We start from the raw sequence: 25,821 nt of genomic DNA on the forward strand, positions 1-25,821 counted from the left end.
ATGGTGGCGCGCAGAATCGTCCCCGCCCGCGTGCGGAGCTTCGACGCCTCGGGGGAGGTCGCCGCTGGGCCGGACCGGCTCGCGGGGGAGGAGCCGATGGAGATCCGCCTGGACGGTGAGCCGTTCACCGTGACCATGCGCACCCCCGGGGACGACTTCGAGCTCGTGACCGGCCTGCTGCTGAGCGAGGCCGTGATCACCGAGATCGCCCACGTGCTCAAGATGGACTACCGCTCCGGTGTGGACCAGGACGGGCACCGCACGTACAACGTGGTGGACGTGCGGCTCTCCCCCCGCGCTCCGGGCCCGGACCGCGGTGCGCGGCGCCAGGTGTTCACGAGCTCCTCGTGCGGGGTGTGCGGCACGCCGTCCCTGGACTCCGTGGCGAAGCCGAGCGCCCACCCGGTGGCCCCGCCCCGCCCCCTCGTGAGCGCGGCACGGCTCGTCTCCCTGCCGGATGAGCTGCGCGGGCACCAGCGGATCTTCGACGCCACCGGGGGAGTCCACGCCGCGGCCCTCTTCCCCGTGGGGCGGGACGAGCCCCTCGTGGTCCGGGAGGACGTGGGTCGCCACAACGCCGTGGACAAGGTGGTCGGGTGGGCCGTTCAACGAGAGCTGCTCCCCCTGGACGAGGTGGTGCTGCAGGTCTCCGCACGAGCATCCTTCGAGCTCGTGGGGAAGGCGGCCATGGCCGGGATCCCCGTGCTCTCGGCCGTCAGCGCGCCCTCGGCGCTCGCCGTCAGTGCGGGGCGCGAGCGCGGTGTCACCGTGGTGGGTTTCAACCGCCGGGGCCGGTGCAACGTCTACACCCTTGCGGAGCGCATCACGGGACGATGACCCGCGCGACCGTCAAGACGCGCCGTCACCTCGCTGGGCGGTCACTCCGCCGGGCGGCCGACGCAGCGCAACCGTCGCGCCGCGGGGAGGGGCCGCTCCCGACCCCACCCGTGCTCACGACCACGCCCCGGGTGGGCGGTGACCGCGGGAAATTGCGTGGGCCCACGCCCCTGGGGTACGGTGGTGGTACCAAAGACCGCCGGTCATCATGCGCACCTCGGTGCGCGTGGTCTAAGAGGTTCTCGGCAACGAGGACCGTCCAGCGCAGGTGAACCAGCACGAATCCTTCATCGGAACACGTACTCACGTGTGTGAATCCGAGCATGGTCGAGCCCCGGGCATCTGCGCGGGGCTTTTGTCGTGTCAGCCTCCGGCGGACACGGAGCCGGCATCCACATGTAAGGAAGGAGCACCATGGCGAATCCTGAAAAGGCTGCCGCGGTTGCAGAGTTGAAGGACTTGTTCTCCAACTCGCACGCTGCCGTCCTGACGGAGTACCGCGGGCTCACCGTGGCTCAGCTGAAGACGCTGCGCCGTGCACTCGGTGAGAACGCCGAATACGCCGTGGTGAAGAACACGCTCACCGCCATTGCCGCGCGTGAATCGGGCATCGAGGCGTTCGAGGGCCAGCTCACCGGCCCCTCGGCCATCGCCTTCGTGTCCGGTGACGCCGTCGAGGCCGCCAAGAGCCTGCGTGACTTCGCCAAGGACAACCCCCAGCTGGTCGTCAAGGGCGGTTACCTGGACGGCGTCGCAATGGACGAGAACGAGATCAAGAAGCTTGCGGACCTCGAGTCCCGCGAGGTTCTGCTGGCCAAGGTCGCCGGTGCCGCCAAGGCGTCGATGTCCAAGGCCGCCGCGCTGTTCCAGGCCCCGCTGTCCAAGACTGTGCGCACCGCGGATGCGCTGCGCGCCAAGCTGGACGAGCAGGGCGAGAGCGCTGCCTGATCCCCTCCGGGGAACCCCAGGTTCCGGGTGGTCGGGCCCCGTCCCGCACAGACCCGTGTTCTTCCCACGCACACCTCGTCGGAGCCACCCGCTCCGGCACCACGTACAAGTAAGGAGCCAACACCATGGCTAAGCTGACCACCGAAGAGCTCATCGAGGCCTTCAAGGAACTGTCCCTCATCGAGCTGTCCGACTTCGTGAAGGCCTTCGAGGAGACCTTCGACGTCACCGCTGCCGCCCCCGTGGCCGTGGCCGGTGCAGCCCCCGCCGGCGGCGACGCCGGTGCCGCCGAGGAGGAGAAGACCGAGTTCGACGTCGTCCTCGAGTCCGCCGGTGACAAGAAGATCCAGGTCATCAAGGAAGTTCGCGGCCTGACCTCCCTGGGCCTGAAGGAAGCCAAGGACCTCGTGGACAGCGCCCCCAAGGCCGTCCTCGAAGGCGCCACCAAGGAAGCCGCTGACAAGGCGAAGGAAGCCCTCGAGGGCGCCGGCGCCACCGTCACCGTCAAGTGATTCCCGGCGCCTCGCGCGCCTGCCGCGCCCGAGCGAGCGTTCTCTGACGCCGCCCGACCGGCTCCCTGCAGAACCCCGCACCGCACGGTGCGGGGTTCTGTGCGTTCCGGGTCTCGTGGGCCGCTCCTCGGCCGGGGGCGTTCACGTCGTCGGTGTGATGTGCGAAACTGTCTCCTGACCATTCGGCCGTCACAGTGCGGCGGGAGAGCGTGGCGGGTCGGGGGCGGGGAACCGTCCGGGACCGCGCCATCGCCGAAGGAGCAAACCCTCCCCGGGAATCTCTCAGGCACCCGTACCGCCGCACCAGGCCACTCTGAAGAGCTCACCGTCCTGCGGGCCGGGGAGCACCGGCGGGGCAGGTCGGTGGTACGCCGCGGGCGGCCCCGGCGAAATCTCTCAGGTCATGGAACAGAGCGGGGAGGACTCATCGGGCACGCCGTGCCCACGAGCAGCCCAGGAGACTTTCGCATGTCCTTCCTGTCACGCCACATCGGTCCCGACGCCGATGACCTCACCACCATGCTCGGCGCCGTGGGTGCCGAGAGCCTGGACCAGCTGATCGACCGCGCCGTCCCGGAGAGCATCCGGATGCGCGAGTCGCTCGACCTGCCCGAGCCCCTGGACGAGCCCGAGGCGCTGTCCGCGCTGCGCCGGATCGCCTCCCGCAACACCGTGATGCGCCAGATGATCGGCCAGGGCTACCACGACACCGTGACGCCCGCCGCGATCCGCCGCAACATCCTGGAGAACCCGGGCTTCTACACGTCCTACACGCCGTACCAGCCGGAGATCTCCCAGGGCCGCCTGGAGCTGCTGCTGACCTTCCAGAACGCGGTCATCGACCTCACCGGCCTGGAGGTCGCGAACGCGTCCCTGCTGGACGAGTCCTCCGCCGTGGCCGAGGCGGTGCTCATGATGCGCCGCGCCAACCGCCGTTCCAAGAGCATGCGTGTCCTCGTGGACAGCCGCAGCCTGCCGCAGACGCTGGCGGTGCTCACCGGACGCACGCGCGCCGCGGGCATCGAACTGGTGCTCGCGGACCTCGGGGATCCCCAGGCCGCCGCGCAGGCGATCTCGGAGGGTGACTTCTTCGGCGTCGTCGTCGCGCAGATCGGCGCGGACGGGGACGTCACCGATCCCACCGCCGTGATCGAGGCCGCCCACGAGGCCGGAGCGCTCGTGAGCGTGAGCACGGACCTGCTCGCCCTGACCATGCTGCGCAGCCCGGGGGAGATGGGCGCGGACATCGCGGTGGGCTCCGCCCAGCGCTTCGGTGTGCCCCTGTTCTTCGGCGGCCCCCACGCGGCGTTCCTGGCGTCCCGCAAGGGCACGGAGCGCTCCCTGCCCGGGCGCATCGTGGGCGTGTCCACAGACTCGTCCGGTGCCCCCGCCTACCGCCTGGCGCTGCAGACGCGCGAGCAGCACATCCGCCGCGAGAAGGCCACCTCCAACATCTGCACCGCCCAGGCGCTGCTGGCCATCGTGGCCGCGGCGTACGCGGTGCACCACGGCCCGGTGGCGCTGCGCGCCCTGGCCGAGCGGCTGCACGGCATGGCCGCGGACCTCGCGGCAGGACTGCGGGCCCGTGGCATCGAGGTGGCCCACGAGCGCTTCTTCGACACGGTGACCTTCTCCGTGCCGGGCCAGGCCGACGCCGTCGTGGCCGCCGCCGCGGACCGCGGGTACAACCTGCGCCGCGTTGACGGGGACACCGTGGGCGTGAGCTTCGGCGAGCCGCACACGGACCGGGACGTCGCGGAGGTGCTCACCGCGGTGACCGAGGCGTGCGGCGCGTCCGAGGGCGAGTCCGCCGCGGACGGCTCCGCGTACGAGCTGCCGGAGACGCTGCTGCGCACGGACGAGTACCTGACCCATCCGGTGTTCCACACCCACCGCTCGGAGACCTCGCTCATGCGCTGGCTGCGCGAGCTGTCGGACAAGGACCTCGCGCTGGACCGCACCATGATCCCGCTGGGCTCGTGCACCATGAAGCTCAACGCGGCCGCGGAGATGGAGCCCATCTCGTGGCCCGAGTTCGCGAGCATCCACCCCCTGGCCCCCGAGGACCAGACCCGCGGGTGGACCGAGCTCATCGAGCAGCTGCAGGACTGGCTCGCGGAGATCACCGGCTACGCCGCGGTCTCCGTGCAGCCGAACGCGGGCTCCCAGGGCGAGCTGGCCGGTCTGCTGGCCATCCGCCGCTACCAGGTGGACCGCGGCGAGCACCAGCGCAAGACCATCCTGATCCCCTCCTCGGCGCACGGCACCAACGCGGCGTCCGCGGTGCTCGCCGACCTCAAGGTCGTGGTGGTGGCCACCGCCCAGGACGGCACGATCGACCAGGACGACCTCCGGGCGAAGATCGACACCGTGGGTGACGAGCTGGCCGGCATCATGGTCACCTACCCCTCCACCCACGGCGTGTACGACACCGACATCACCGAGGTCTGCGCCGCGGTGCACGACGCCGGTGGGCAGGTCTACGTGGACGGCGCCAACCTGAACGCGCTCATGGGCCTCGCACGTCCCGGCCGCTTCGGCGGGGACGTGTCCCACCTGAACCTGCACAAGACGTTCTGCATTCCGCACGGCGGCGGCGGACCCGGCGTGGGCCCCGTGGCCGTGGCCGAGCACCTCGTGCCGTACCTGCCCGGCAACCCGGCCACGGCAGACCTCGACGAGCGCGGCGCGGGCTTCCCCGTGGCCCAGGCGCCGCACGGCTCCGCGGGCGTCCTGCCCATCACGTGGATGTACATCGCCATGACCGGGGCACAGGGGCTCACCGAGTCCTCCCGCACGGCCGTGCTGGGTGCGAACTACATCTCCCGCCGGCTCTCGGACGTGTTCCCCACGCTCTACACGGGGGACGGCGGGCTGGTGGCCCACGAGTGCATCCTGGACCTGCGTCCCATGACCAAGGTCTCGGGCATCACGGCCGAGGACGTGTGCAAGCGGCTCGTGGACTTCGGCTTCCACGCGCCCACGCTGGCGTTCCCCGTGGCGGGCACCCTCATGGTGGAGCCCACCGAGTCCGAGGGGATCGAGGAGCTGGACCGCTTCATCGAGGCCATGCGGACCATCCACGCGGAGATGCAGGAGATCGCGGACGGGAAGGTCTCCCTGGAGGAGTCCGTGATTCGCCACGCGCCGCACACCGCGCAGGTGCTCACCGCGGACGAGTGGGACCGTTCCTACTCCCGCAGCCAGGCCGGCTACCCCGTGTCGGGGCTGCGCCGTGTGAAGTACTGGCCCCCCGTGGGTCGCATCGACAACGCCGCCGGTGACAGGAACCTGGTGTGCGAGTGCCCGCCGATCGAAGCGTTCGACGCCGCGCACGCCGCCGCGTCCGGAGAGGAGAAGTGATGAGCGAGCGTCAGACCGCACTGCACGCGGCCCACGAGCGTCTGGAGGCCCGGTTCACGGACTTCGGCGGCTGGTCCATGCCCGTGCGCTACGCGAGTGACACCGCCGAGCACCACGCCGTGCGCCGCGGCGCCGGGATCTTCGACCTCTCCCACATGGGCGAGGTGGAGGTGACCGGGCCGCAGGCCGGGGCCTTCCTGGACCACGCCCTCGTGGGTGTGCTCTCCGGCATCGGCGTGGGTCGGGCCAAGTACTCGGTGATCGTGGACGAGGACGGCCGCGTGCTGGACGACCTCATCACCTACCGCCTGGGCGAGGACCGCTACCTCGTGGTGCCGAACGCCGGCAACCAGGACACGGTGGTCGAGGCGCTGCAGCAGCGGGCCGAGGGCTTCGACGTCACGGTGCAGAACCAGGGGCCGGAGACGTCCCTGATCGCCGTGCAGGGCCCCCGGGCGCTCGAGGTGCTCCGGGCCACCGGTCTGGACCCCGCCGAGGAGGTGGCCGGCCTGAAGTACTACGCGTGCGCCGTCGCCCGCTGCGGCGGTGCGGACGTGCTGGCCGCCCGCACGGGCTACACCGGCGAGGACGGCTTCGAGCTGTACTGCGCGAACGCCGACGCGGAAACCCTGTGGAACGCCCTGCTCGCGACCGCCGAGGAGCTCGGCACCGAGGACGCACCCGTGCAGCCGGCGGGACTGGCGGCGCGGGACTCCCTGCGCCTGGAGGCGGGCATGCCGCTGTACGGGCACGAGCTCTCGACCGAGATCACGCCCGTGGAGGCTGGACTGGGCAAGCTCGTGGAGATCGCCCTGCGCAAGAAGGACGAGGCCGGGACCCGCACCGTGGGCCACGACGCCCTCGCCGCCATGCTGCAGAACGCCCCCGAGCGCACCCTGATCGGGCTGGAGGGCCTCGGACGCAAGCCCATCCGTGCGGGGTACACGGTGCTGGCGGGGGAGCAGACCGTCGGTGAGGTCACGAGCGGCCTGCCCTCGCCCACGCTGGGCAAGCCCGTGGCCATGGCCCTCGTGGCCACGGACGCGCTCGCCGAGATCGAGGCCGGGAACGTGAGCGTCCAGGACGCCCGCGGCCGCGGCGTCGAGGTCGCGCAGACCGGAATGCCGTTCTACAAGCGGGGCTGATCGCACCGCGCACGACCCCCAGGGGTGGTGCCACGAGCGGGCCTGTCGGGAGTAGCCTCCTGGCAGGCCCGCTCCGTCGTGTGACACCCGACCACCGTGCGGGCCGGGAGAGGCCCGCCGCGCGTGAGCGGGGCGGGCGGAGAAGGAGACACCGTGTTCCTGCGAGACGTCGCCCCCGGGATCCACATGATCCAGAACCACCACGTCAACTGCTACCTGCTGGAGGACTCGCGCGGGCTGACGCTCGTGGATGCGGGACTGCCGCGGGTGTGGAACGAGCTGGGGTGGGCGGTGCGCGAGCTCGGGAGGACGCCGCAGGACATCCGGGCTCTCGTGCTGACCCACGCGCACTTCGACCACGTGGGGGTCGCAGCCAGGCTCGTGCGGCGCCTGGGGATCCCCGTGCACGCCCACGTGAACGAGCGCCACCTCGCGGCGCACCCCTACTCCTACGCCCACGAACGACCCACCGCGCTGTACCCGCTGCGCCATCCCCGGGCCGTTCCCGTCCTGGGATCCATGCTCGCGGGCGGGGCCGCCGCCGTGCGCGGGGTGGCCGTCACCCGGGAGCTCACCGCGGGGCAGATCGTTCCCGTCCCGGGCAGCCCCCGGGTGGTGGCCACCGCGGGGCACACCTGGGGACACTGTGCGCTGCACCTGCCGGACTCCGACGCGGTGATCACGGGCGACGCCCTCGTGACCCTCGACCCCTACACCGGTCTGACCGGGCCGCGCATCGTGGCCGGCGCCGCCACCGCGGATGCGGACATGGCCCTGGACTCCCTCGCTGCGATCGCGGACACCGGCGCGGCCCTGGTGCTGCCCGGTCACGGAGATCCGTGGCGGCTCGGGGCGGTCCGGGCGGCGTCGGAGGCGCGCGCTAACGGCGTCGCCTGAGGGACGGCCGGGCATCTTACGGCCCGGGTGGGGTTTCGTCCAGCAAGGGTGTGGACAAGCTCCGGCGGTTCGCCTAAGCTAGTGCTTTGCGTTGTCCCTTATACATGCGTGCCTTCATATAGCGGTGGGCGCCGCAGGGGCGGTCCGCGACACTCGTCGTCACCGGCCCCTTTCTCTCTCCCCGGGAACCTCGCGTATTCACTGCATGTCTGTGGAAGGATCACATCTTGGTCGCCTCGAGCACCGATACGAACGTCTCCGCCAACCACCCCACGAGCGACAACATTCCGCGTCGCATCTCCTTCGCGAAGATCCACGAACCGCTGGACGTCCCCAACCTGCTCGCGCTGCAGACCGACAGCTTCGACCGCCTGGTGGGCAACGAGCGCTGGCAGGCCCGCGTGGTCGAGGCCCAGGAGACCGGTGACACCAGCGTGTCCACCACGTCCGGGCTCTCGGACATCTTCGAGGAGATCTCCCCGATCGAGGACTTCCAGGGGACCATGTCCCTCTCGTTCTCCGAGCCGGAGTTCTACGACCCGAAGTACACCATGGACGAGTGCAAGGACCGCGACGCCACGTACTCGGCGCCGCTGTACGTCAAGGCCGAGTTCATGAACAACAACACGGGCGAGATCAAGCAGCAGACCGTGTTCATGGGCGACTTCCCGCTGATGACGGAGAAGGGCACGTTCGTGATCAACGGGTCCGAGCGCGTCGTCGTGTCCCAGCTGGTGCGTTCCCCGGGTGCCTACTTCGAGAAGGGCCAGGACCGGACGTCCGACAAGGACATCTACTCCGCCAAGATCATCCCCTCGCGCGGTGCGTGGTTCGAGCTCGAGATCGACAAGCGCGACCAGGTGGGCGTCCGTCTGGACCGCAAGCGCAAGCAGTCCGTCACGGTGCTGCTCAAGGCGCTGGGCTGGAGCGAGGCCAAGATCCTGGAGGAGTTCGGCGAGTTCGACTCCATCCGCGCCACCCTGGAGAAGGACACCACGGAGTCCCGCGAGGACGCCCTGCTGGACATCTACCGCAAGCTGCGTCCGGGGGAGCCGCCCACGGTCGACGCCGCGCAGTCCCTGCTGGACAACATGTACTTCAACCCCAAGCGCTACGACCTCGCGAAGGTGGGCCGCTACAAGCTCAACCGCAAGCTGGGTCTGGACAAGCCGTTCTCGGACCCGGACGCCTCCGTGCTGTCCCTGGACGACATCGTGGCCATGATCCGCTACCTCGTCACCCTGCACGACGGCGGCTCCACCATGCCCGGCACCCGCGACGGCGAGGCCCGCGAGATCCACGTGGACGTGGACGACATCGACCACTTCGGCAACCGTCGCATCCGCGCCGTGGGCGAGCTGATCGAGAACCAGATCCGCACCGGCCTCTCCCGCATGGAGCGCGTGGTGCGCGAGCGGATGACCACCCAGGACGTCGAGGCGATCACGCCCCAGACCCTGATCAACATCCGCCCCGTGGTGGCCGCGATCAAGGAGTTCTTCGGAACCTCCCAGCTGTCGCAGTTCATGGACCAGAACAACCCGCTCGCGGGTCTGACCCACAAGCGCCGCCTGTCCGCGCTGGGCCCCGGTGGCCTCTCGCGCGACCGCGCGGGCATGGAGGTCCGTGACGTCCACCCCTCGCACTACGGCCGCATGTGCCCGATCGAGACCCCTGAGGGCTCCAACATCGGTCTGATCGGCTCGCTCGCGACCTACGCGCGCATCAACCCGTTCGGGTTCATCGAGACGCCCTACCGCAAGGTCGTGGACGGCACCGTCACCGACGACGTCGTCTACCTCACCGCGGACGACGAGCGCGGGCTCACCATCGCGCAGGCCAACGCGCCCCTGACCGAAGACGGGCACTTCGCCGAGGACGCCGTCCTCGCGCGTGCCTCCGACGGCTCCGGCGAGGCCGTGCTGGTGGAGCCCACCGACATCGAGTTCATGGACGTCTCCCCGCGCCAGATGGTGTCGGTGGCCACCGCCCTGATCCCGTACCTCGAGCACGACGACGCCAACCGCGCGCTCATGGGTGCCAACATGCAGCGTCAGGCCGTGCCGCTGCTCACCTCCGAGGCGCCCCTGGTGGGCACCGGCATGGAGCGCTACGCCGCGCTCGACGCCGGCGACTCCGTTCTGGCCACCAAGCCGGGCGTGGTCGAGGAGGTCTCCGCGGACCTCGTCACGGTGCTCAACGACGACGGCACCACCAAGCTCTACCCGATCAACAAGTTCGTGCGCTCCAACCCTGGCAACACGTACAACCAGCGCGTGATCGTGTCCGAGGGCCAGCGCGTGGAGCCCCGCACGGTGATCGCCGACGGTCCCTCCACGGACCACGGCGAGCTCGCACTGGGCAAGAACCTGCTGATCGCGTACATGTCCTGGGAGGGCCTCAACTACGAGGACGCCATCATCCTCTCCCAGCGCATGGTCTCCGAGGACGTCCTCACGTCCATCCACATCGAGGAGCACGAGATCGACGCCCGCGACACCAAGCTCGGTGCCGAGGAGATCACCCGTGACATCCCGAACGTGTCGGAGGAGGTGCTCTCCGCACTGGACGAGCGCGGCATCATCCACATCGGTGCCGAGGTCCAGGCCGGCGACATCCTCGTGGGCAAGGTCACGCCCAAGGGCGAGACCGAGCTGACCCCGGAGGAGCGCCTGCTGCGCGCCATCTTCGGCGAGAAGTCCCGCGAGGTGCGCGACACCTCCCTCAAGGTGCCCCACGGCGAGTCCGGCACCGTGATCGGCGTGCGCGTCTTCGACCGCGAGGACGAGGACGACGACCTGCCCGCCGGCGTCAACCAGGTGGTGCGCGTCTACGTGGCGCAGAAGCGCAAGATCACGGACGGCGACAAGCTCGCCGGACGCCACGGCAACAAGGGCGTCATCTCCAAGATCCTGCCCGTCGAGGACATGCCGTTCATGGAGGACGGCACCCCGGTGGACGTCATCCTGAACCCGCTGGGCGTGCCCGGGCGCATGAACCTGGGCCAGGTGCTCGAGGTCCACACCGGCTGGCTGGCCAAGCAGGGCTGGAACATCGAGGGCGACCCCGAGTGGCTCAAGGGGCTCAGCAACTTCCCCAAGAGCTCCGGTCCCACCAACGTGGCCACCCCGGTGTTCGACGGCGCCCGCGAGGACGAGATCTTCGACCTGCTGGACCACACCAACCCCACGCGGGACGGTCAGCGCCTGATCGGGCGCTCCGGCAAGGCCCGGCTGTTCGACGGCCGCTCCGGTCAGCCGTTCCCGGACCCGGTCTCCGTGGGCTACCAGTACATCTTGAAGCTCCACCACCTGGTGGACGACAAGATCCACGCCCGCTCCACCGGCCCGTACTCCATGATCACCCAGCAGCCGCTGGGCGGTAAGGCGCAGTTCGGCGGTCAGCGCTTCGGCGAGATGGAGGTGTGGGCGCTCGAGGCGTACGGCGCCGCCTACACGCTCCAGGAGCTGCTCACCGTGAAGTCCGACGACGTCCACGGCCGCGTGAAGGTGTACGAGGCCATCGTCAAGGGCGAGAACATCCCCGAACCGGGTGTGCCCGAGTCCTTCAAGGTGCTCATCAAGGAGATGCAGTCCCTGTGCCTGAACGTGGAGGTCCTCTCCGCGGACGGCAACGCAGTGGAAATGCGTGATTCCGAGGACGACAGCTTCCGGGCTGCCGACGAGCTCGGCATCGACCTCTCCCACTCCGAGCCCAGCTCGGTCGAAGAGGTCTGAGACCCCGCTCGTCCACAGATCAGCTCGTCACACTTCAGGATTTTACGAAAGAGGGACAGGACCTTATGTCCAACGATTCTTCACTGGGTCTCATGCAGATCGGCCTGGCCACCGCGGATCAGATCCGCGGCTGGTCCTACGGCGAGGTCAAGAAGCCGGAAACCATCAACTACCGCACGCTCAAGCCCGAGAAGGACGGCTTGTTCTGCGAGAAGATCTTCGGTCCCACCCGGGACTGGGAGTGCTACTGCGGCAAGTACAAGCGTGTGCGCTACAAGGGCATCATCTGCGAGCGCTGCGGCGTGGAGGTCACGCGTGCCAAGGTGCGGCGTGAGCGCATGGGCCACATCGAGCTCGCCGCTCCCGTGACCCACATCTGGTACTTCAAGGGCGTTCCCTCGCGCTTGGGCTACCTGCTGGACCTCGCGCCCAAGGACCTCGAGAAGGTCATCTACTTCGCGGCGTACATGATCACGTCCGTGGACGAGCAGGCCCGTCACGACGACCTGCCCAACCTGCAGGCCGCGATCGACCGCGAGAAGAAGCAGCTCGAGGACACCCGGGACGCGGACATCAACGCGATCGCGCGTGATCTCGAGAACGACCTCGCACGCGTCGAGGAGGAGGGCGGCAAGGCCGCCGAGAAGCGCAAGCTGCGCGACTCCGCCGACCGCCAGATGGCCAACGTGCGCAAGCGCGCCGACCGCGAGATCGACTACCTCGAGAAGGTCTGGGACCGCTTCAAGAACCTCAAGGTCAACGACCTCGAGGGCGACGAGGCCCTGTACCGCCAGATGGTGGACCGCTACGGCATGTACTTCGAGGGCTCCATGGGCGCCGAGTCCATCAAGAAGCGCCTGGAGACCTTCGACCTCGCGGCCGAGGCCGAGGCGCTGCGCGAGACCATCGCCACGGGCAAGGGCCAGCGCAAGACCCGCGCCCTGAAGCGCCTCAAGGTGGTCAACGCGTTCCTCACCACGGACAACTCCCCGCTGGGCATGGTCCTGGACGCCGTCCCGGTGATCCCGCCGGAGCTGCGTCCCATGGTGCAGCTGGACGGTGGCCGGTTCGCGACCTCCGACCTCAACGACCTCTACCGTCGCGTGATCAACCGCAACAACCGCCTGAAGCGTCTGCTGGACCTCGGTGCCCCCGAGATCATCGTGAACAACGAGAAGCGCATGCTGCAGGAGGCCGTGGACTCGCTGTTCGACAACGGTCGCCGCGGTCGTCCCGTCACGGGCCCGGGAAACCGTGCCCTGAAGTCGCTGTCCGACATGCTCAAGGGCAAGCAGGGACGATTTCGTCAGAACCTGCTGGGCAAGCGCGTGGACTACTCCGGTCGTTCCGTGATCGTGGTGGGCCCGCAGCTGAAGCTGCACCAGTGCGGTCTGCCCAAGCAGATGGCGCTGGAGCTGTTCAAGCCGTTCGTGATGAAGCGTCTGGTGGACCTGAACCACGCGCAGAACATCAAGTCCGCCAAGCGCATGGTGGAGCGCTACCGCCCCCAGGTGTGGGACGTGCTGGAAGAGGTCATCACCGAGCACCCGGTGCTGCTGAACCGTGCGCCCACCCTGCACCGTCTGGGCATCCAGGCTTTCGAGCCGCAGCTCGTGGAGGGCAAGGCCATCCAGCTGCACCCGCTCGTGTGCGGCGCGTTCAACGCGGACTTCGACGGTGACCAGATGGCGGTTCACCTGCCGCTGTCCCCGGAGGCGCAGGCCGAGGCCCGTGTGCTGATGCTGTCCTCGAACAACATCCTCAAGCCCTCCGACGGCAAGCCGATCGCCCTGCCCTCGCAGGACATGATCATCGGCCTGTACCACCTCACCACCGTGCGTGAGGGCTGGGCGGGGGAGGGCAACAGCTACTCCTCCGTGGCCGAGGCCATCATGGCCAACGACTCCGGCGAGCTGCACCTCAACGCCAAGTGCAAGATCCGCCTCGAGGACTTCGTGCCCTACGCGGGCTGGGAGGCCCCGGAGGGCTGGGAGCCGGGTCAGCCCGCCGTCGTGGAGACCACCCTGGGGCGCGTGCTGTTCAACGAGACGCTGCCCGAGGACTACCCCTGGGACGAGAACGTCGCGGACAAGAAGCACCTGTCCGCGCTCGTGAACGACCTCGCGGAGCGCTACCCAATGACCCGCGTGGCCAAGACGCTGGACAACCTCAAGGACGCCGGCTTCCACTGGGCCTCGCGCTCGGGCGTCACCGTGGCCATCTCGGACATCGCGACCCCGCCGGAGAAGCCTGCCATCATGGAGGGCTACGAGGCGCAGGCCGCGCGCATCCAGGGCCAGTACGACAAGGGTCTGATCGACGACGACGAGCGCCGCTCGGAGCTCATCGACATCTGGTCCAAGGCCACCGACGAGGTTGCGCAGGCCATGCGCGACAACCTGGAGCCCACCAACACCATCAACCGCATGGTGTCCTCGGGCGCTCGAGGCAACTGGATGCAGGTCCGCCAGATCGCCGGCATCCGTGGCCTCGTGGCCAACCCCAAGGGCGAGATCATGCCCCGTCCGATCAAGTCCTCCTACCGTGAGGGCCTGTCGGTGCTGGAGTACTTCATCGCGACCCACGGTGCCCGAAAGGGTCTCGCGGACACCGCGCTGCGTACCGCCAACTCGGGCTACCTGACCCGTCGTCTGGTGGACGTCTCGCAGGACGTCATCGTGCGCGAGTCGGACTGCCAGACCGTGCGCGGTCTGACGTTGCCGCTGGCGGACATCACGGACACCGGCGTGCGCACGCTCGGCGAGGACGTGGAGAACACGGTGCACGGCCGCGTGCTGGCCAGCGCCGTGGCGGACGAGAACGGCGAGGTGCTGGCCGAGGCCGGCGCGGACATGTCCGACGCCATGATCGAGAAGCTCTACAACGCCGGTGTGGACCAGGTGCGCGTGCGCTCGGTCCTGACGTGCGAGTCCGCCGTGGGCGTGTGCGCCGCGTGCTACGGCCGGTCGCTGGCCACCAACCAGCTGGTGGACATCGGCGAGGCCGTGGGCATCGTGGCCGCGCAGTCCATCGGCGAGCCCGGTACCCAGCTGACCATGCGCACCTTCCACACCGGTGGTGTGGCGTCCTCGGACGGTGACATCACGCAGGGTCTGCCCCGAATCCAGGAGCTCTTCGAGGCCCGCACCCCCAAGGGCGTGGCCCCGATCTCCGAGGTGGCCGGTCGGATCCGCATCGAGGACACCGACAAGTCCCTCAAGATCGTGGTGGTCCCGGACAACGGCGACGAGGAGTTCGCCTACCCGGTACTGCGCCGTGCCAAGCTGCTCGTGGCGGACGGCGAGCACGTCGACGTCGGCCAGCAGCTCGTCACCGGTGCGGTGGATCCCAAGGAGGTGCTGCGCATCCGCGGGCCCCGCGAGGCGCAGAAGCACCTCGTGGACGAGGTTCAGGGCGTATACCGCTCACAGGGCGTGGGCATCCACGACAAGCACGTGGAGGTCATCGTCCGGCAGATGCTGCGTCGCGTGACCATCATCGAGTCCGGTGACACCGCGCTGCTGCCGGGTGAGCTGGTGGACAACGTGCGCTTCCTCGAGGCCAACCGCGGTGCGGTGGCCGAGGGCAACCGTCCCGCCGCCGGTCGTCCGGAGCTCATGGGCATCACCAAGGCCTCGCTGGCCACGGACTCGTGGCTGTCCGCCGCGTCCTTCCAGGAGACCACGCGTGTGCTCACGCAGGCCGCCATGGAGGGCAAGTCGGACCCGCTGCTGGGTCTCAAGGAGAACGTCATCATCGGCAAGCTCATCCCCGCGGGTACCGGTCTGGACCGGTACAACAGCGTGGACGTGGAGCCCACCGAGGAGGCGAAGGCCCAGATGTTCACGGACCCGTCCGCGTTCGCCGACTTCAGCTACGCCGAGGAGAACGCCGGCGGACTGGGCTCCGAGTTCCAGGCCATCCCGCTGGACGACTACGACTTCGGCAACTGAGTCGCCCGCACTGCCGGTCCCGCGCCACGGGCGCGGTGACTGCGTGGTGAAGAGCGACTGAGTTCCGACCCGGCCCGGGTGGGTCTCCCGCACGAGGGAGGTCCACCCGGGCTTCGTCGTGTCCGGGCTCCTGTCGTTGGTCCAGACGCGGACGGCCGCAGGGGGAAGGGGCGCAGATTGGTGAGAGCCGAGATCAAAGAACAAACGCATGCAGTTGACCGCGCACGAAGCTTCCACTGCCAGCCCATAAGGCAAACGAAAACAGTTGTCCAGACCGGGCCGGCGCGTGGTGGAAGGGTGGCCGCACGGGCTGCTGTCCGGCGGGTGGCCCGCACGTGAGGCCGCGACGGCTCGCGGGAGTTTCCAGGACGGTCCCTCTCCGGTTCCGCGGACCGGACGGGTCTGATACGATGGGGCAGAATTGCTCGATTCCGGGCATTCTGCAATGAGATGGCAAATCGGACCCTGTCCTGTGGTACGCACCCTGTACCTAGATGCCATCTTTCGTCATGCTCAGGGGAGGATCCGCGGCGCGGAACCTGCCCGCGAGCACCCCGGGATCAATGTTCCGTCACCGGCGGGCCCGGCAACCACCGGACTCCGCTCCAACAGGAGGCACTGTGCCAACTATCCAGCAACTGGTCCGCAAGGGCCGGCACTCCAAGGTCGTGAAGACCAAGGCTCCCGCGCTCAAGGGGAACCCCATGAAGCGCGGCGTCTGCACCCGCGTGTTCACCACCACCCCCAAGAAGCCGAACTCGGCGCTGCGCAAGGTGGCCCGTGTCAAGCTCAACGGCGGCGTGGAAGTCACCGCCTACATCCCCGGCGAGGGCCACAACCTGCAGGAGCACTCCATCGTGCTCGTGCGCGGCGGTCGTGTGAAGGACCTCCCCGGTGTCCGCTACAAGATCGTGCGCGGCGCGCTCGACACCCAGGGTGTCAAGGGTCGCCAGCAGGCCCGCTCCCGCTACGGCGCCAAGAAGGAGAAGAAGTAATGCCTCGTAAAGGTCCCGCTCCCAAGCGCCCCCTCGTCGTCGATCCCGTCTACGGCTCGCCCGTGGTCACGCAGCTGATCAACAAGGTCCTGCAGGACGGCAAGAAGTCCACCGCCGAGCGCATCGTCTACGGTGCCCTCGAAGGTGTGCGCAACAAGACCAACTCCGATCCGGTGGCCACCCTGAAGAAGGCCCTGGAGAACGTGAAGCCGGCCCTCGAGGTCCGCTCCCGTCGCGTCGGCGGCGCCACCTACCAGGTGCCCGTCGAGGTCAAGGCCGGTCGCGCCCAGGCGCTCTCCCTGCGCTGGCTCGTGGGCTACTCCAAGGCCCGTCGTGAGAACACCATGACCGAGCGCCTGCAGAACGAGATCCTCGATGCCTCCAACGGCCTCGGTGCCGCTGTCAAGCGCCGCGAGGACACCCACAAGATGGCCGAGTCCAACAAGGCCTTCGCCCACTACCGCTGGTAAAATTCGGTAGTCCTGTCGGCCCCGCGGATCCGCGGGGCCGACTTCCAGGGCCCGGCACCACCTTTTACGAAGGGAACCATCGTGGCACTCGACGTGCTTACCGACCTCAACAAGGTCCGCAATATCGGCATCATGGCTCACATCGATGCCGGTAAGACCACGACCACCGAACGCATCCTGTTCTACACGGGCATCAACCACAAGCTCGGCGAGACGCACGACGGTGCCTCCACGATGGACTGGATGGCCCAGGAGCAGGAACGCGGCATCACCATCACCTCCGCCGCGACGTCGTGCTACTGGCACGACTACCAGATCAACATCATCGACACCCCGGGTCACGTGGACTTCACGGTCGAGGTCGAGCGCTCCCTGCGCGTGCTCGACGGCGCCGTGGCGGTCTTCGACGGCAAGGAGGGCGTGGAGCCCCAGTCCGAGACCGTGTGGCGCCAGGCCGACAAGTACGAAGTGCCCCGCATCTGCTTCGTCAACAAGATGGACAAGCTGGGCGCCGACTTCTACTTCACCGTGGACACCATCAAGTCCCGTCTGGGTGCCACCCCGCTCGTGCTGCAGCTGCCGATCGGCGCGGAGAACGACTTCGTGGGCGTGGTCGACCTCATCACCATGAAGGCCCTGGTCTGGGAGGGCGACTCCAAGGGTGACGTCTCCCTGGGTGCCAAGTACGAGACCCGTGAGATCCCCGAGGACCTCCAGGACCGCGCCGCAGAGTACCGCAACCAGCTGGTCGAGGCCGTGGCCGAGGCCGACGACGACCTCATGGAGAAGTACCTCGGCGGCGAGGAGCTGACGGAGGACGAGATCAAGCTCGGCATCCGCAAGCTCACCATCTCCTCCGCCGCGTACCCCGTTCTGTGCGGCTCCGCGTTCAAGAACCGCGGCGTGCAGCCCATGCTCGACGCCGTGGTGGACTACCTGCCCTCCCCGCTCGACGTGGAGGACGTGCAGGGTCACGCTGTGAACGACGAGGAAGAGGTGCTCACCCGCACCGCAGACGCCAACGGCCCGTTCGCCGCGCTGGCGTTCAAGGTCGCGTCGCACCCGTTCTACGGCCAGCTCACGTACATCCGCGTGTACTCCGGCAAGGCCAAGGCCGGCGAGCAGGTCCTGAACTCCACCAAGGGCAAGCGCGAGCGCATCGGCAAGCTCTTCCAGATGCACTCCAACAAGGAGAACCCGGTGGAGGAGATCTCCGCCGGTCACATCTACGCGGCCATCGGTCTGAAGGACACCACCACGGGTGACACCCTGTGCGACTCGTCCAGCCCGATCGTGCTGGAGTCCATGAGCTTCCCCAAGCCCGTGATCTTCGTGGCCATCGAGCCCAAGACCAAGGGCGACCAGGAGAAGCTCTCCACCGCCATCCAGAAGCTCTCCGCCGAGGACCCCACCTTCACGGTGTCCCTCAACGACGAGACCGGCCAGACCGAGATCGGCGGCATGGGCGAGCTGCACCTGGACATCCTGGTGGACCGCATGAAGCGCGAGTTCCGCGTGGAGGCCAACGTGGGCAAGCCCCAGGTGGCCTACCGCGAGACCATCAAGAAGGCTGTCGAGAAGGTCGACTACACCCACAAGAAGCAGACGGGTGGCTCCGGCCAGTTCGCCAAGGTGCAGGTCTCCTTCGAGCCGTTGCCCCTGGACGCCGAGGAGCTGTACGAGTTCGACAACGCCGTGACCGGTGGTCGCGTGCCGCGCGAGTACATCCCCTCCGTGGACCACGGCATCCAGGACGCCATGCAGCTCGGCATCCTCGCCGGCTACCCGGTCGTGGGCGTCAAGGCCACGCTGGTCGACGGCGCCTACCACGACGTCGACTCCTCCGAGATGGCGTTCAAGATCGCCGGCTCCATGGTGTTCAAGGAGGGTGCGCGCCGTGCCAACCCGGTGCTGCTCGAGCCGCTCATGGCCGTCGAGGTCCGCACGCCCGAGGAGTACATGGGTGACGTCATCGGCGACCTGAACTCCCGCCGTGGCCAGATCCAGTCCATGGAGGACGTCACGGGTGTCAAGCTCGTGCAGGCTCTGGTGCCGCTGTCCGAGATGTTCGGCTACATCGGCGACCTGCGTTCCAAGACGCAGGGTCGCGCCGTGTACTCGATGCAGTTCGACAGCTACTCAGAGGTTCCCAAGGCCGTGGCCGAGGAGATCATCCAGAAGAACCGCGGCGAGTGAGCCATCGGGGTTCGCCCCGAGATTTCAGTAAATTCGTAATCCAGAAGTAGACTTGCACAGGTTTCGACACGCTCAGCGCCGATGCGCTGTGGTCACATGCTCCGGTGCCCGGAGCAGTCGAGCAAGTCTCACCTCAATGTTCTAGGAGGAACACATCATGGCGAAGGCCAAGTTCGAGCGCACCAAGCCGCACCTCAACATTGGCACCATTGGCCACGTTGACCACGGCAAGACCACGCTCACCGCTGCAATCTCCAAGGTCCTGGCTGACAAGTACCCGGACGTCAACGAGCAGCGCGACTTCGGTGCCATCGACTCCGCCCCGGAGGAGAAGCAGCGCGGCATCACGATCAACATCGCGCACATCGAGTACCAGACCGACAAGCGTCACTACGCCCACGTGGACGCCCCGGGTCACGCCGACTACGTGAAGAACATGATCACCGGTGCGGCTCAGATGGACGGCGCGATCCTCGTGGTCGCCGCCACCGACGGCCCCATGGCGCAGACCCGCGAGCACGTGCTGCTCGCCCGCCAGGTGGGCGTGCCCTACCTGCTGGTTGCGCTGAACAAGTCCGACATGGTGGACGACGAAGAGCTGCTCGACCTCGTCGAGATGGAGGTTCGCGAGCTGCTGTCGGACCAGGGCTTCGACGGTGACAACGCCCCCGTGGTGCGCGTCTCCGCTCTGAAGGCCCTCGAGGGCGACGCCCAGTGGGTCAAGTCCGTCGAGGACCTCATGGAGGCCGTGGACGAGAACGTGCCGGATCCCATCCGTGACACCGACAAGCCCTTCCTCATGCCCATCGAGGACGTCTTCACCATCACCGGTCGTGGCACCGTGGTGACGGGCCGCGCCGAGCGCGGCACCCTGCCGATCAACTCCGAGGTCGAGATCGTGGGCATCCGCCCCGTGCAGAAGACCACGGTCACCGGCATCGAGATGTTCCACAAGCAGATGGACGAGGCCATGGCGGGCGAGAACTGCGGCCTGCTGCTGCGCGGTCTCAAGCGTGATGACGTCGAGCGCGGCCAGGTCGTGTGCAAGCCGGGTTCCATCACCCCGCACACCGACTTCGAGGCCAACGTCTACATCCTGTCCAAGGAAGAGGGCGGGCGTCACAACCCGTTCTACTCGAACTACCGTCCGCAGTTCTACTTCCGCACCACCGACGTCACCGGCGTCATCACGCTGCCCGAGGGCACCGAGATGGTCATGCCCGGCGATAACACCGAGATGACGGTCGAGCTGATCCAGCCGATCGCCATGGAGGACGGCCTCGGCTTCGCCATCCGCGAGGGTGGCCGCACCGTTGGCTCGGGTCGTGTGACCAAGATCATCAAGTGATCATATGATGATCGGGGAGAGGTTCTGAACTAATCCCTTGCGAAGCCCCGTGGTTCCCCGGAACCACGGGGCTTCGTCGTACCCGCGAGCTACGCCGAGGTTTTCACGTCCCCAGGTTCCCCGGTGACCCGGTGCCGCGGGTCGACGCCGCCGGCGGCCGGCGATCGCTGTCGCAGCGGTGCGCCCCGGTGCATGACACCTGGGACTACCGGCGGCGGCCACCTGACCTCGCGTTCCCGAGTCGGGCGGGGCGACGTCGTTCGGCCCGGGCGAGCGTCCCAGGTGCGGTCTCCCAGGTTGCGCCGCTGCTGTTCTCTCTGGCAGAATGGTCGCTGTTGTTCGCTCAGCGGCGCGTGCTTCACGCGCGGCGGCACCAACGCCTCGTACGTCGCAGGAACCGGGTGCAATGCAGTTGTGTAGCCGAAGCACTCGTGACGCACGCAGCACCGCGCGGCCGCGCCGCGGACAACCACTCATCACCGGCACCATGTCATTGTGCGAGTTCGGTAGCGTCGTCCACCGCGACACGCCCGAGTTCGGGTGCCGGAGCCCCGGCAGGGTGAGGAACCCGGAATCGTCCGGATTCAGTCTGTGCGGGGTGGTGGCAGAGGCCGCCGAACACAAGGAGCCCTGGGCTCCATACAGGGAAGTACTTGAAGAAAGAGAGTCACGACGCCATGGCGGGACAGAAAATCCGCATCCGGCTGAAGTCCTATGACCACGAGGTCATCGACGTCTCGGCCCGGAAGATCGTTGAGACGGTGACGCGCGCAGGCGCCACGGTGGTGGGACCCGTCCCGCTGCCCACCGAGAAGAATGTGTACTGCGTCATCCGGTCGCCGCACAAGTACAAGGACAGCCGCGAGCACTTCGAGATGCGCACGCACAAGCGGCTGATCGACATCATCGACCCCACGCCCAAGGCTGTCGACTCGCTCATGCGTCTCGACCTGCCCGCTGACGTGAACATCGAAATCAAGCTGTAAAAAGGATCGCACCCCAATGACTACCACTTTCGAACGCCAGGTGAAGGGCCTGCTGGGCACGAAGCTCGGCATGACCCAGGTCTGGGACGAGAACGGGAAGTTCGTGCCGGTGACCGTGGTCAAGGCCGACTCCAACGTCGTGACGCAGCTGCGCAACGAGGACAAGGACGGCTACAACGCCGTGCAGATCGGCTTCGGTGCGATCGATCCCCGCAAGGTGACCAAGCCGCTGGCCGGTCACTTCGCCGCTGCAGGCGTGACGCCCCGTCGCCACGTCGTCGAACTCCGTACTTCCGACGCCGCCGAGTACGAGCTGGGACAGGAACTGTCCGTCGAGCTCTTCGAGGCCGGCGCCAAGGTCGACGTGGTCGGCACCACCAAGGGCAAGGGCACGGCCGGTGTGATGAAGCGTCACGGCTTCTCCGGCGTCGGCGCCTCCCACGGTGCGCACAAGAACCACCGCAAGCCGGGCTCCATCGGCGGCGCGTCGTACCCCGCACGCGTGTTCAAGGGCATGCGCATGGCCGGTCGGATGGGCAACGCCCGTCACACCACCATGAACCTGACCGTGCACGCGGTTGACGCCGAGAACTCCCTGCTGCTCATCAAGGGCGCCCTGCCGGGCCCCAAGGGATCGGTCGTCCTCGTCCGTTCCACCGTGAAGGGAGCTTGATATCCATGGCAACTGAAACCGTCAACGTCGAGCTGCCCGCTGAGATCTTCGACGCGCAGACCAATGTGGCGCTGCTGCACCAGGTCGTCGTCGCCCAGCTGGCCGCCGCGCGTCAGGGCACGCACAAGACCAAGACCCGCGCCGAGGTCTCCGGCGCCGGCCGCAAGCCGTTCAAGCAGAAGGGCACTGGCCGCGCCCGTCAGGGCTCCATCCGCGCCCCGCACATGACCGGTGGTGGCGTGGTCCACGGTCCGACGCCGCGTGACTACTCCCAGCGCACCCCCAAGAAGATGAAGGTCGCCGCCCTGCGCGGAGCCCTCTCTGACCGGGCCCGCAACGGCCGCATCCACGTGGTTGCGGATCTGGTGAGCGGGGCCGAGCCGTCCACGAAGGCCGCCAAGCAGGCGCTGCGCTCGATCTCCGAGCGCAAGAACCTGCTGGTCGTGCTGGGCCGCGGCGAGGACACCGCCGCGCTGTCCGTGCGCAACCTGGTCAACGTGCACGCCGTGTACGCCGATCAGCTCAACACGTACGACGTGCTCGTCTCGGACGACGTGGTCTTCACCAAGGCCGCCTACGAGTCGTTCGTGGCAGCCGCGTCCGGTAGCAAGCAGGAGGACGCCAAGTGAGCGCCATCTACAACAAGGACCCGCGCGACGTCATCATCCGTCCCGTGGTCTCCGAGAAGTCCTACGGTCTGATCGACGAGGGCAAGTACACCTTCCAGGTGGACCCCTCGGCCAACAAGACCGAGATCAAGTACGCAATCGAGCAGATCTTCGGTGTGAAGGTTGCGTCCATCAACACCCTCAACCGTCCCGGCAAGCGCAAGCGCACTCGCTTCGGCTGGGGACAGCGAAAGGCCACCAAGCGTGCCGTCGTGTCCCTTCGGGAAGGCTCCATCGACATCTTCGGCGGTCCGCTCTCCTGAGCGGAGACCACTTTAACGAGGAACTCAAAACATGGCTATCCGTAAGCACAAGCCGACAACCCCGGGCCGTCGTGGCTCGTCGGTTGCGGACTTCGTAGAAATCACGCGCACCACGCCCGAGAAGTCCCTGGTGCGTCCGCTGCCCAAGAAGGGCGGTCGCAACAACACGGGCCGCATCACCACCCGCCACAAGGGTGGTGGCCACAAGCGCCAGTACCGCGTGATCGACTTCCGTCGTCACGACAAGGACGGCGTGGACGCCAAGGTCGCGCACATCGAGTACGACCCGAACCGCACGGCTCGCATCGCCCTGCTGCACTACGTGGACGGCACCAAGCGCTACATCATCGCGCCGAACCGCCTCAAGCAGGGTGACGTCGTGGAGTCCGGCCCCACCGCGGACATCAAGCCCGGCAACAACCTGCCGCTGCGCAACATCCCCGTGGGTACCGTCCTGCACGCCGTGGAGCTGCGTCCGGGTGGGGGAGCCAAGCTCGCCCGCTCCGCCGGCGCATCGGTCCAGCTGGTCGCCCGTGAGGGCAAGTACGGCCAGCTGCGCCTGCCCTCCGGCGAGATCCGCAACGTGGACGTGCGCTGCCGCGCGACCATCGGCGAGGTCGGCAACGCCGAGCAGTCGAACATCAACTGGGGCAAGGCCGGCCGCAACCGCTGGAAGGGCATCCGCCCGACTGTCCGCGGTGTGGTCATGAACCCGGTGGACCACCCCCACGGTGGTGGCGAGGGCAAGACCTCCGGTGGTCGTCACCCGGTCAACCCCAACGGCAAGCCCGAGGGACGCACCCGTCGCCCCAACAAGGAAAGCGACAAGCTCATCGTGCGTCGTCGTCGTACCGGCAAGAACAAGCGCTAAGGAGCCTGAACAATGCCACGCAGTCTCAAAAAGGGCCCTTTCGTTGATCAGCACCTCTTCGTGAAGGTCGCCAAGGAGAACGAGAAGGGCACCAAGAACGTCATCAAGACGTGGTCCCGCCGTTCCATGATCATCCCCGACATGCTCGGCCACACCATTGCCGTGCACGACGGGCGCAAGCACGTTCCCGTGTTCGTCACGGAGTCGATGGTCGGGCACAAGCTCGGCGAGTTCGCTCCCACCCGCACGTTCCGCGGCCATGTGAAGGACGACAAGAAGGGCAAGCGTCGCTGACCCCAGGGGTCAGCACGCTGCACTTCTTCGACAAGACGAGAGAAGGAAAGCAATGGAAGCCAAGGCATCTGCGCGCTACATCCGCGTGACGCCTATGAAGGCCCGGCGCGTCGTCAACCTGATTCGTGGCCAGCAGGCGAATGAGGCATTGGCGATTCTGAAGTTTGCCCCCCAGGCAGCTTCCGAGCCGGTGTTCAAGGTTCTCGAATCCGCCGTGGCGAACGCCCGGCAGAAGGCCGACCGCGAGGGACTCGCGTTCAAGCCGGAAGACCTCGTGGTCTCCGCGGCCTTCGTGGACGAGGGACCCACCATGAAGCGGTTCCAGCCGCGTGCCCAGGGCCGTGCGTTCCGCATCAACAAGCGCACGAGCCACGTGACCGTGGTCGTGGCGACCCCGGAGAAGGAGGAGGTCCGCTAAGTGGGACAGAAAATCAACCCCAACGGATTCCGTCTGGGCATCACCACCGACCACGTCTCGCACTGGTACGCCGACTCCAACCAGCCGGGTCAGCGCTACAAGGACTACATCCGCGAGGACGTCAAGATCCGCGAGCTCATGTCCAAGGGCATGGACCGCGCCGGCATCTCCAAGGTCGAGATCGAGCGCACCCGTGACCGCGTCCGCGTGGACATCCACACGGCACGTCCGGGCATCGTGATCGGCCGCCGCGGCGCCGAGGCGGACCGCATCCGCGGCGAGCTCGAGAAGCTCACCGGCAAGCAGATCCAGCTCAACATCCTCGAGGTGAAGAACCCGGAGATCGACGCGCAGCTCGTCGCCCAGGGTGTTGCCGAGCAGCTGGCCTCCCGTGTCGCGTTCCGCCGCGCCATGAAGAAGGCCATCCAGTCCGCGCAGCGCGCTGGTGCCAAGGGCATCCGGATCCAGTGCGCCGGCCGTCTGGGCGGTGCGGAGATGTCCCGCTCGGAGTTCTACCGCGAAGGCCGTGTGCCCCTGCACACCCTGCGCGCGAACATCGACTACGGCTTCTTCGAGGCGAAGACCACCTTCGGCCGCATCGGCGTGAAGGTCTGGATCTACAAGGGCGACCTGACCGACAAGGAACTGGCTGCCCAGCAGGCGGCTGCTCCGTCCTCGCGCGGTCGCAACGACCGTCGCGGCGGTGGCGAGCGGCGTCGTCGTCCGAATGACCGTAACGACCGTGGCGGGCGCCGTGAGCGCGACTCCGCCGCAGCCCCCCAGCAGAACAGCGCTGCGGAGGCCAACAACGCAGAGGGTGGTAAGTAATGCTTATCCCACGTCGTGTGAAGTTCCGCAAGCAGCACCACCCGCGTCGGCGGGGACAGGCCAAGGGCGGAACCCAGGTCACGTTCGGCGAGTGGGGCATCCAGGCGATGAGCCCGGCGTACGTCACGAACCGTCAGATCGAGGCCGCGCGTATCGCCATGACCCGTCACATCAAGCGTGGCGGCAAGGTCTGGATCAACATCTACCCGGACCGTCCCCTGACCAAGAAGCCCGCCGAGACCCGCATGGGTTCCGGTAAGGGTTCCCCCGAGTGGTGGGTCGCCAACGTCAAGCCCGGACGCGTCATGTTCGAGATCTCGGGCGTGAGCGAAGAGGTGGCGCGTGAGGCGCTGCGTCTGGCAATCCACAAGCTCCCGATGAAGGCACGCATCGTGCGTCGCGAAGGCGGTGAATGATCA

At 67.8% G+C, this 25,821-nt stretch carries 21 protein-coding genes and 1 riboswitch; all 21 genes read left to right on the forward strand.

The window, feature by feature from the left end; genetic code table 11:
- The 21 genes from fdhD to rplP all read left to right on the forward strand — a co-directional run bounded on the left by fdhD (position 1) and on the right by rplP (position 25,818).
- The gene (fdhD, locus tag QL985_RS03000; protein ID WP_259905782.1) at positions 1-837 is read left to right on the forward strand and encodes a formate dehydrogenase accessory sulfurtransferase FdhD; all 837 of its coding nucleotides are present in this window, start codon (positions 1-3) and stop codon (positions 835-837) included.
- 414 nt (positions 838-1,251) lie between these two features.
- Positions 1,252-1,785, forward strand: coding sequence for a 50S ribosomal protein L10 (gene rplJ, locus QL985_RS03005; RefSeq protein ID WP_019309659.1), 534 nt, complete (start codon positions 1,252-1,254; stop codon positions 1,783-1,785).
- Between the two features lie 125 nt (positions 1,786-1,910).
- On the forward strand, positions 1,911-2,297 hold the full coding sequence (gene rplL, locus QL985_RS03010; protein ID WP_259905781.1) for a 50S ribosomal protein L7/L12: 387 nt from the start codon (positions 1,911-1,913) through the stop codon (positions 2,295-2,297).
- Between the two features lie 190 nt (positions 2,298-2,487).
- A riboswitch (glycine riboswitch) is annotated at positions 2,488-2,605 on the forward strand.
- A 160-nt stretch (positions 2,606-2,765) separates the two neighbouring features.
- Positions 2,766-5,660, forward strand: coding sequence for an aminomethyl-transferring glycine dehydrogenase (gene gcvP, locus QL985_RS03015; RefSeq protein WP_259905780.1), 2,895 nt, complete (start codon positions 2,766-2,768; stop codon positions 5,658-5,660).
- Positions 5,660-6,805, forward strand: a complete 1,146-nt coding sequence (gene gcvT / locus QL985_RS03020; protein WP_259905779.1) for a glycine cleavage system aminomethyltransferase GcvT — start codon at positions 5,660-5,662, stop codon at positions 6,803-6,805. The genes gcvP and gcvT overlap by 1 nt, the downstream gene beginning before the upstream one ends.
- Positions 6,806-6,958: 153 nt before the next feature.
- Positions 6,959-7,702: an MBL fold metallo-hydrolase gene (locus tag QL985_RS03025; RefSeq protein ID WP_259905778.1), complete on the forward strand. Its 744-nt coding sequence runs from the start codon at positions 6,959-6,961 to the stop codon at positions 7,700-7,702.
- A 227-nt stretch (positions 7,703-7,929) separates the two neighbouring features.
- A complete protein-coding gene (gene rpoB, locus QL985_RS03030; protein WP_259905777.1) occupies positions 7,930-11,439 on the forward strand; it encodes a DNA-directed RNA polymerase subunit beta in 3,510 nt (1,169 codons plus the stop codon).
- A 65-nt stretch (positions 11,440-11,504) separates the two neighbouring features.
- On the forward strand, positions 11,505-15,392 hold the full coding sequence (locus QL985_RS03035; RefSeq protein ID WP_259905776.1) for a DNA-directed RNA polymerase subunit beta': 3,888 nt from the start codon (positions 11,505-11,507) through the stop codon (positions 15,390-15,392).
- A gap of 620 nt (positions 15,393-16,012) precedes the next feature.
- Positions 16,013-16,387, forward strand: coding sequence for a 30S ribosomal protein S12 (rpsL, locus tag QL985_RS03040; protein ID WP_012397684.1), 375 nt, complete (start codon positions 16,013-16,015; stop codon positions 16,385-16,387).
- A complete protein-coding gene (rpsG, locus tag QL985_RS03045; protein WP_012397685.1) occupies positions 16,387-16,857 on the forward strand; it encodes a 30S ribosomal protein S7 in 471 nt (156 codons plus the stop codon). The genes rpsL and rpsG overlap by 1 nt, the downstream gene beginning before the upstream one ends.
- Before the next feature lie 81 nt (positions 16,858-16,938).
- Positions 16,939-19,053 carry an elongation factor G gene (fusA, locus tag QL985_RS03050; protein ID WP_019309652.1) on the forward strand — a complete coding sequence of 705 codons (2,115 nt, stop codon included), beginning with the start codon at positions 16,939-16,941 and terminating at the stop codon, positions 19,051-19,053.
- A 157-nt stretch (positions 19,054-19,210) separates the two neighbouring features.
- Positions 19,211-20,401, forward strand: coding sequence for an elongation factor Tu (gene tuf, locus QL985_RS03055; protein ID WP_019309651.1), 1,191 nt, complete (start codon positions 19,211-19,213; stop codon positions 20,399-20,401).
- Positions 20,402-21,078: 677 nt separating this feature from the next.
- Positions 21,079-21,387: a 30S ribosomal protein S10 gene (gene rpsJ, locus QL985_RS03060; protein ID WP_003803825.1), complete on the forward strand. Its 309-nt coding sequence runs from the start codon at positions 21,079-21,081 to the stop codon at positions 21,385-21,387.
- A 16-nt stretch (positions 21,388-21,403) separates the two neighbouring features.
- Positions 21,404-22,060, forward strand: coding sequence for a 50S ribosomal protein L3 (gene rplC / locus QL985_RS03065; protein ID WP_019309650.1), 657 nt, complete (start codon positions 21,404-21,406; stop codon positions 22,058-22,060).
- 5 nt (positions 22,061-22,065) lie between these two features.
- On the forward strand, positions 22,066-22,689 hold the full coding sequence (gene rplD, locus QL985_RS03070) for a 50S ribosomal protein L4 (protein WP_070636806.1): 624 nt from the start codon (positions 22,066-22,068) through the stop codon (positions 22,687-22,689).
- The gene (rplW, locus tag QL985_RS03075) at positions 22,686-22,991 is read left to right on the forward strand and encodes a 50S ribosomal protein L23 (protein ID WP_019309648.1); all 306 of its coding nucleotides are present in this window, start codon (positions 22,686-22,688) and stop codon (positions 22,989-22,991) included. Before rplD ends, rplW begins: the two co-directional genes overlap by 4 nt.
- A 31-nt stretch (positions 22,992-23,022) precedes the next feature.
- Positions 23,023-23,862 carry a 50S ribosomal protein L2 gene (rplB, locus tag QL985_RS03080; protein ID WP_019309647.1) on the forward strand — a complete coding sequence of 280 codons (840 nt, stop codon included), beginning with the start codon at positions 23,023-23,025 and terminating at the stop codon, positions 23,860-23,862.
- A 12-nt stretch (positions 23,863-23,874) separates the two neighbouring features.
- Positions 23,875-24,156, forward strand: a complete 282-nt coding sequence (rpsS, locus tag QL985_RS03085; RefSeq protein ID WP_019309646.1) for a 30S ribosomal protein S19 — start codon at positions 23,875-23,877, stop codon at positions 24,154-24,156.
- 52 nt (positions 24,157-24,208) lie between these two features.
- Positions 24,209-24,574 carry a 50S ribosomal protein L22 gene (gene rplV, locus QL985_RS03090; protein ID WP_012397693.1) on the forward strand — a complete coding sequence of 122 codons (366 nt, stop codon included), beginning with the start codon at positions 24,209-24,211 and terminating at the stop codon, positions 24,572-24,574.
- Positions 24,575-25,402 (forward strand): 30S ribosomal protein S3, encoded by an 828-nt coding sequence (gene rpsC, locus QL985_RS03095; protein WP_259897476.1) that lies wholly within the window; start codon positions 24,575-24,577, stop codon positions 25,400-25,402.
- Positions 25,402-25,818: a 50S ribosomal protein L16 gene (rplP, locus tag QL985_RS03100; protein WP_019309644.1), complete on the forward strand. Its 417-nt coding sequence runs from the start codon at positions 25,402-25,404 to the stop codon at positions 25,816-25,818. The genes rpsC and rplP overlap by 1 nt, the downstream gene beginning before the upstream one ends.
- The last annotated feature ends 3 nt before the right edge of the window (positions 25,819-25,821 follow it).

Source organism: Kocuria sp. APC 4018 (assembly GCF_030407675.1).
Taxonomy (GTDB): domain Bacteria; phylum Actinomycetota; class Actinomycetes; order Actinomycetales; family Micrococcaceae; genus Kocuria; species Kocuria rhizophila.

Excerpts from the sequence above, each read along its gene's own strand:
- fdhD (WP_259905782.1), top strand. The coding sequence starts at position 1 with ATGGTGGCGCGCAGAATCGTCCCCGCCCGCGTGCGGAGCTTCGACGCC.
- rplJ (WP_019309659.1), top strand. The coding sequence starts at position 1,252 with ATGGCGAATCCTGAAAAGGCTGCCGCGGTTGCAGAGTTGAAGGACTTG.
- rplL (WP_259905781.1), top strand. The coding sequence starts at position 1,911 with ATGGCTAAGCTGACCACCGAAGAGCTCATCGAGGCCTTCAAGGAACTG.
- gcvP (WP_259905780.1), top strand. The coding sequence starts at position 2,766 with ATGTCCTTCCTGTCACGCCACATCGGTCCCGACGCCGATGACCTCACC.
- gcvT (WP_259905779.1), top strand. The coding sequence starts at position 5,660 with ATGAGCGAGCGTCAGACCGCACTGCACGCGGCCCACGAGCGTCTGGAG.
- QL985_RS03035 (WP_259905776.1), top strand. The coding sequence starts at position 11,505 with ATGTCCAACGATTCTTCACTGGGTCTCATGCAGATCGGCCTGGCCACC.
- rpsG (WP_012397685.1), top strand. The coding sequence starts at position 16,387 with ATGCCTCGTAAAGGTCCCGCTCCCAAGCGCCCCCTCGTCGTCGATCCC.
- tuf (WP_019309651.1), top strand. The coding sequence starts at position 19,211 with ATGGCGAAGGCCAAGTTCGAGCGCACCAAGCCGCACCTCAACATTGGC.
- rpsJ (WP_003803825.1), top strand. The coding sequence starts at position 21,079 with ATGGCGGGACAGAAAATCCGCATCCGGCTGAAGTCCTATGACCACGAG.
- rplC (WP_019309650.1), top strand. The coding sequence starts at position 21,404 with ATGACTACCACTTTCGAACGCCAGGTGAAGGGCCTGCTGGGCACGAAG.
- rplD (WP_070636806.1), top strand. The coding sequence starts at position 22,066 with ATGGCAACTGAAACCGTCAACGTCGAGCTGCCCGCTGAGATCTTCGAC.
- rplB (WP_019309647.1), top strand. The coding sequence starts at position 23,023 with ATGGCTATCCGTAAGCACAAGCCGACAACCCCGGGCCGTCGTGGCTCG.
- rpsS (WP_019309646.1), top strand. The coding sequence starts at position 23,875 with ATGCCACGCAGTCTCAAAAAGGGCCCTTTCGTTGATCAGCACCTCTTC.
- rplV (WP_012397693.1), top strand. The coding sequence starts at position 24,209 with ATGGAAGCCAAGGCATCTGCGCGCTACATCCGCGTGACGCCTATGAAG.
- rplP (WP_019309644.1), top strand. The coding sequence starts at position 25,402 with ATGCTTATCCCACGTCGTGTGAAGTTCCGCAAGCAGCACCACCCGCGT.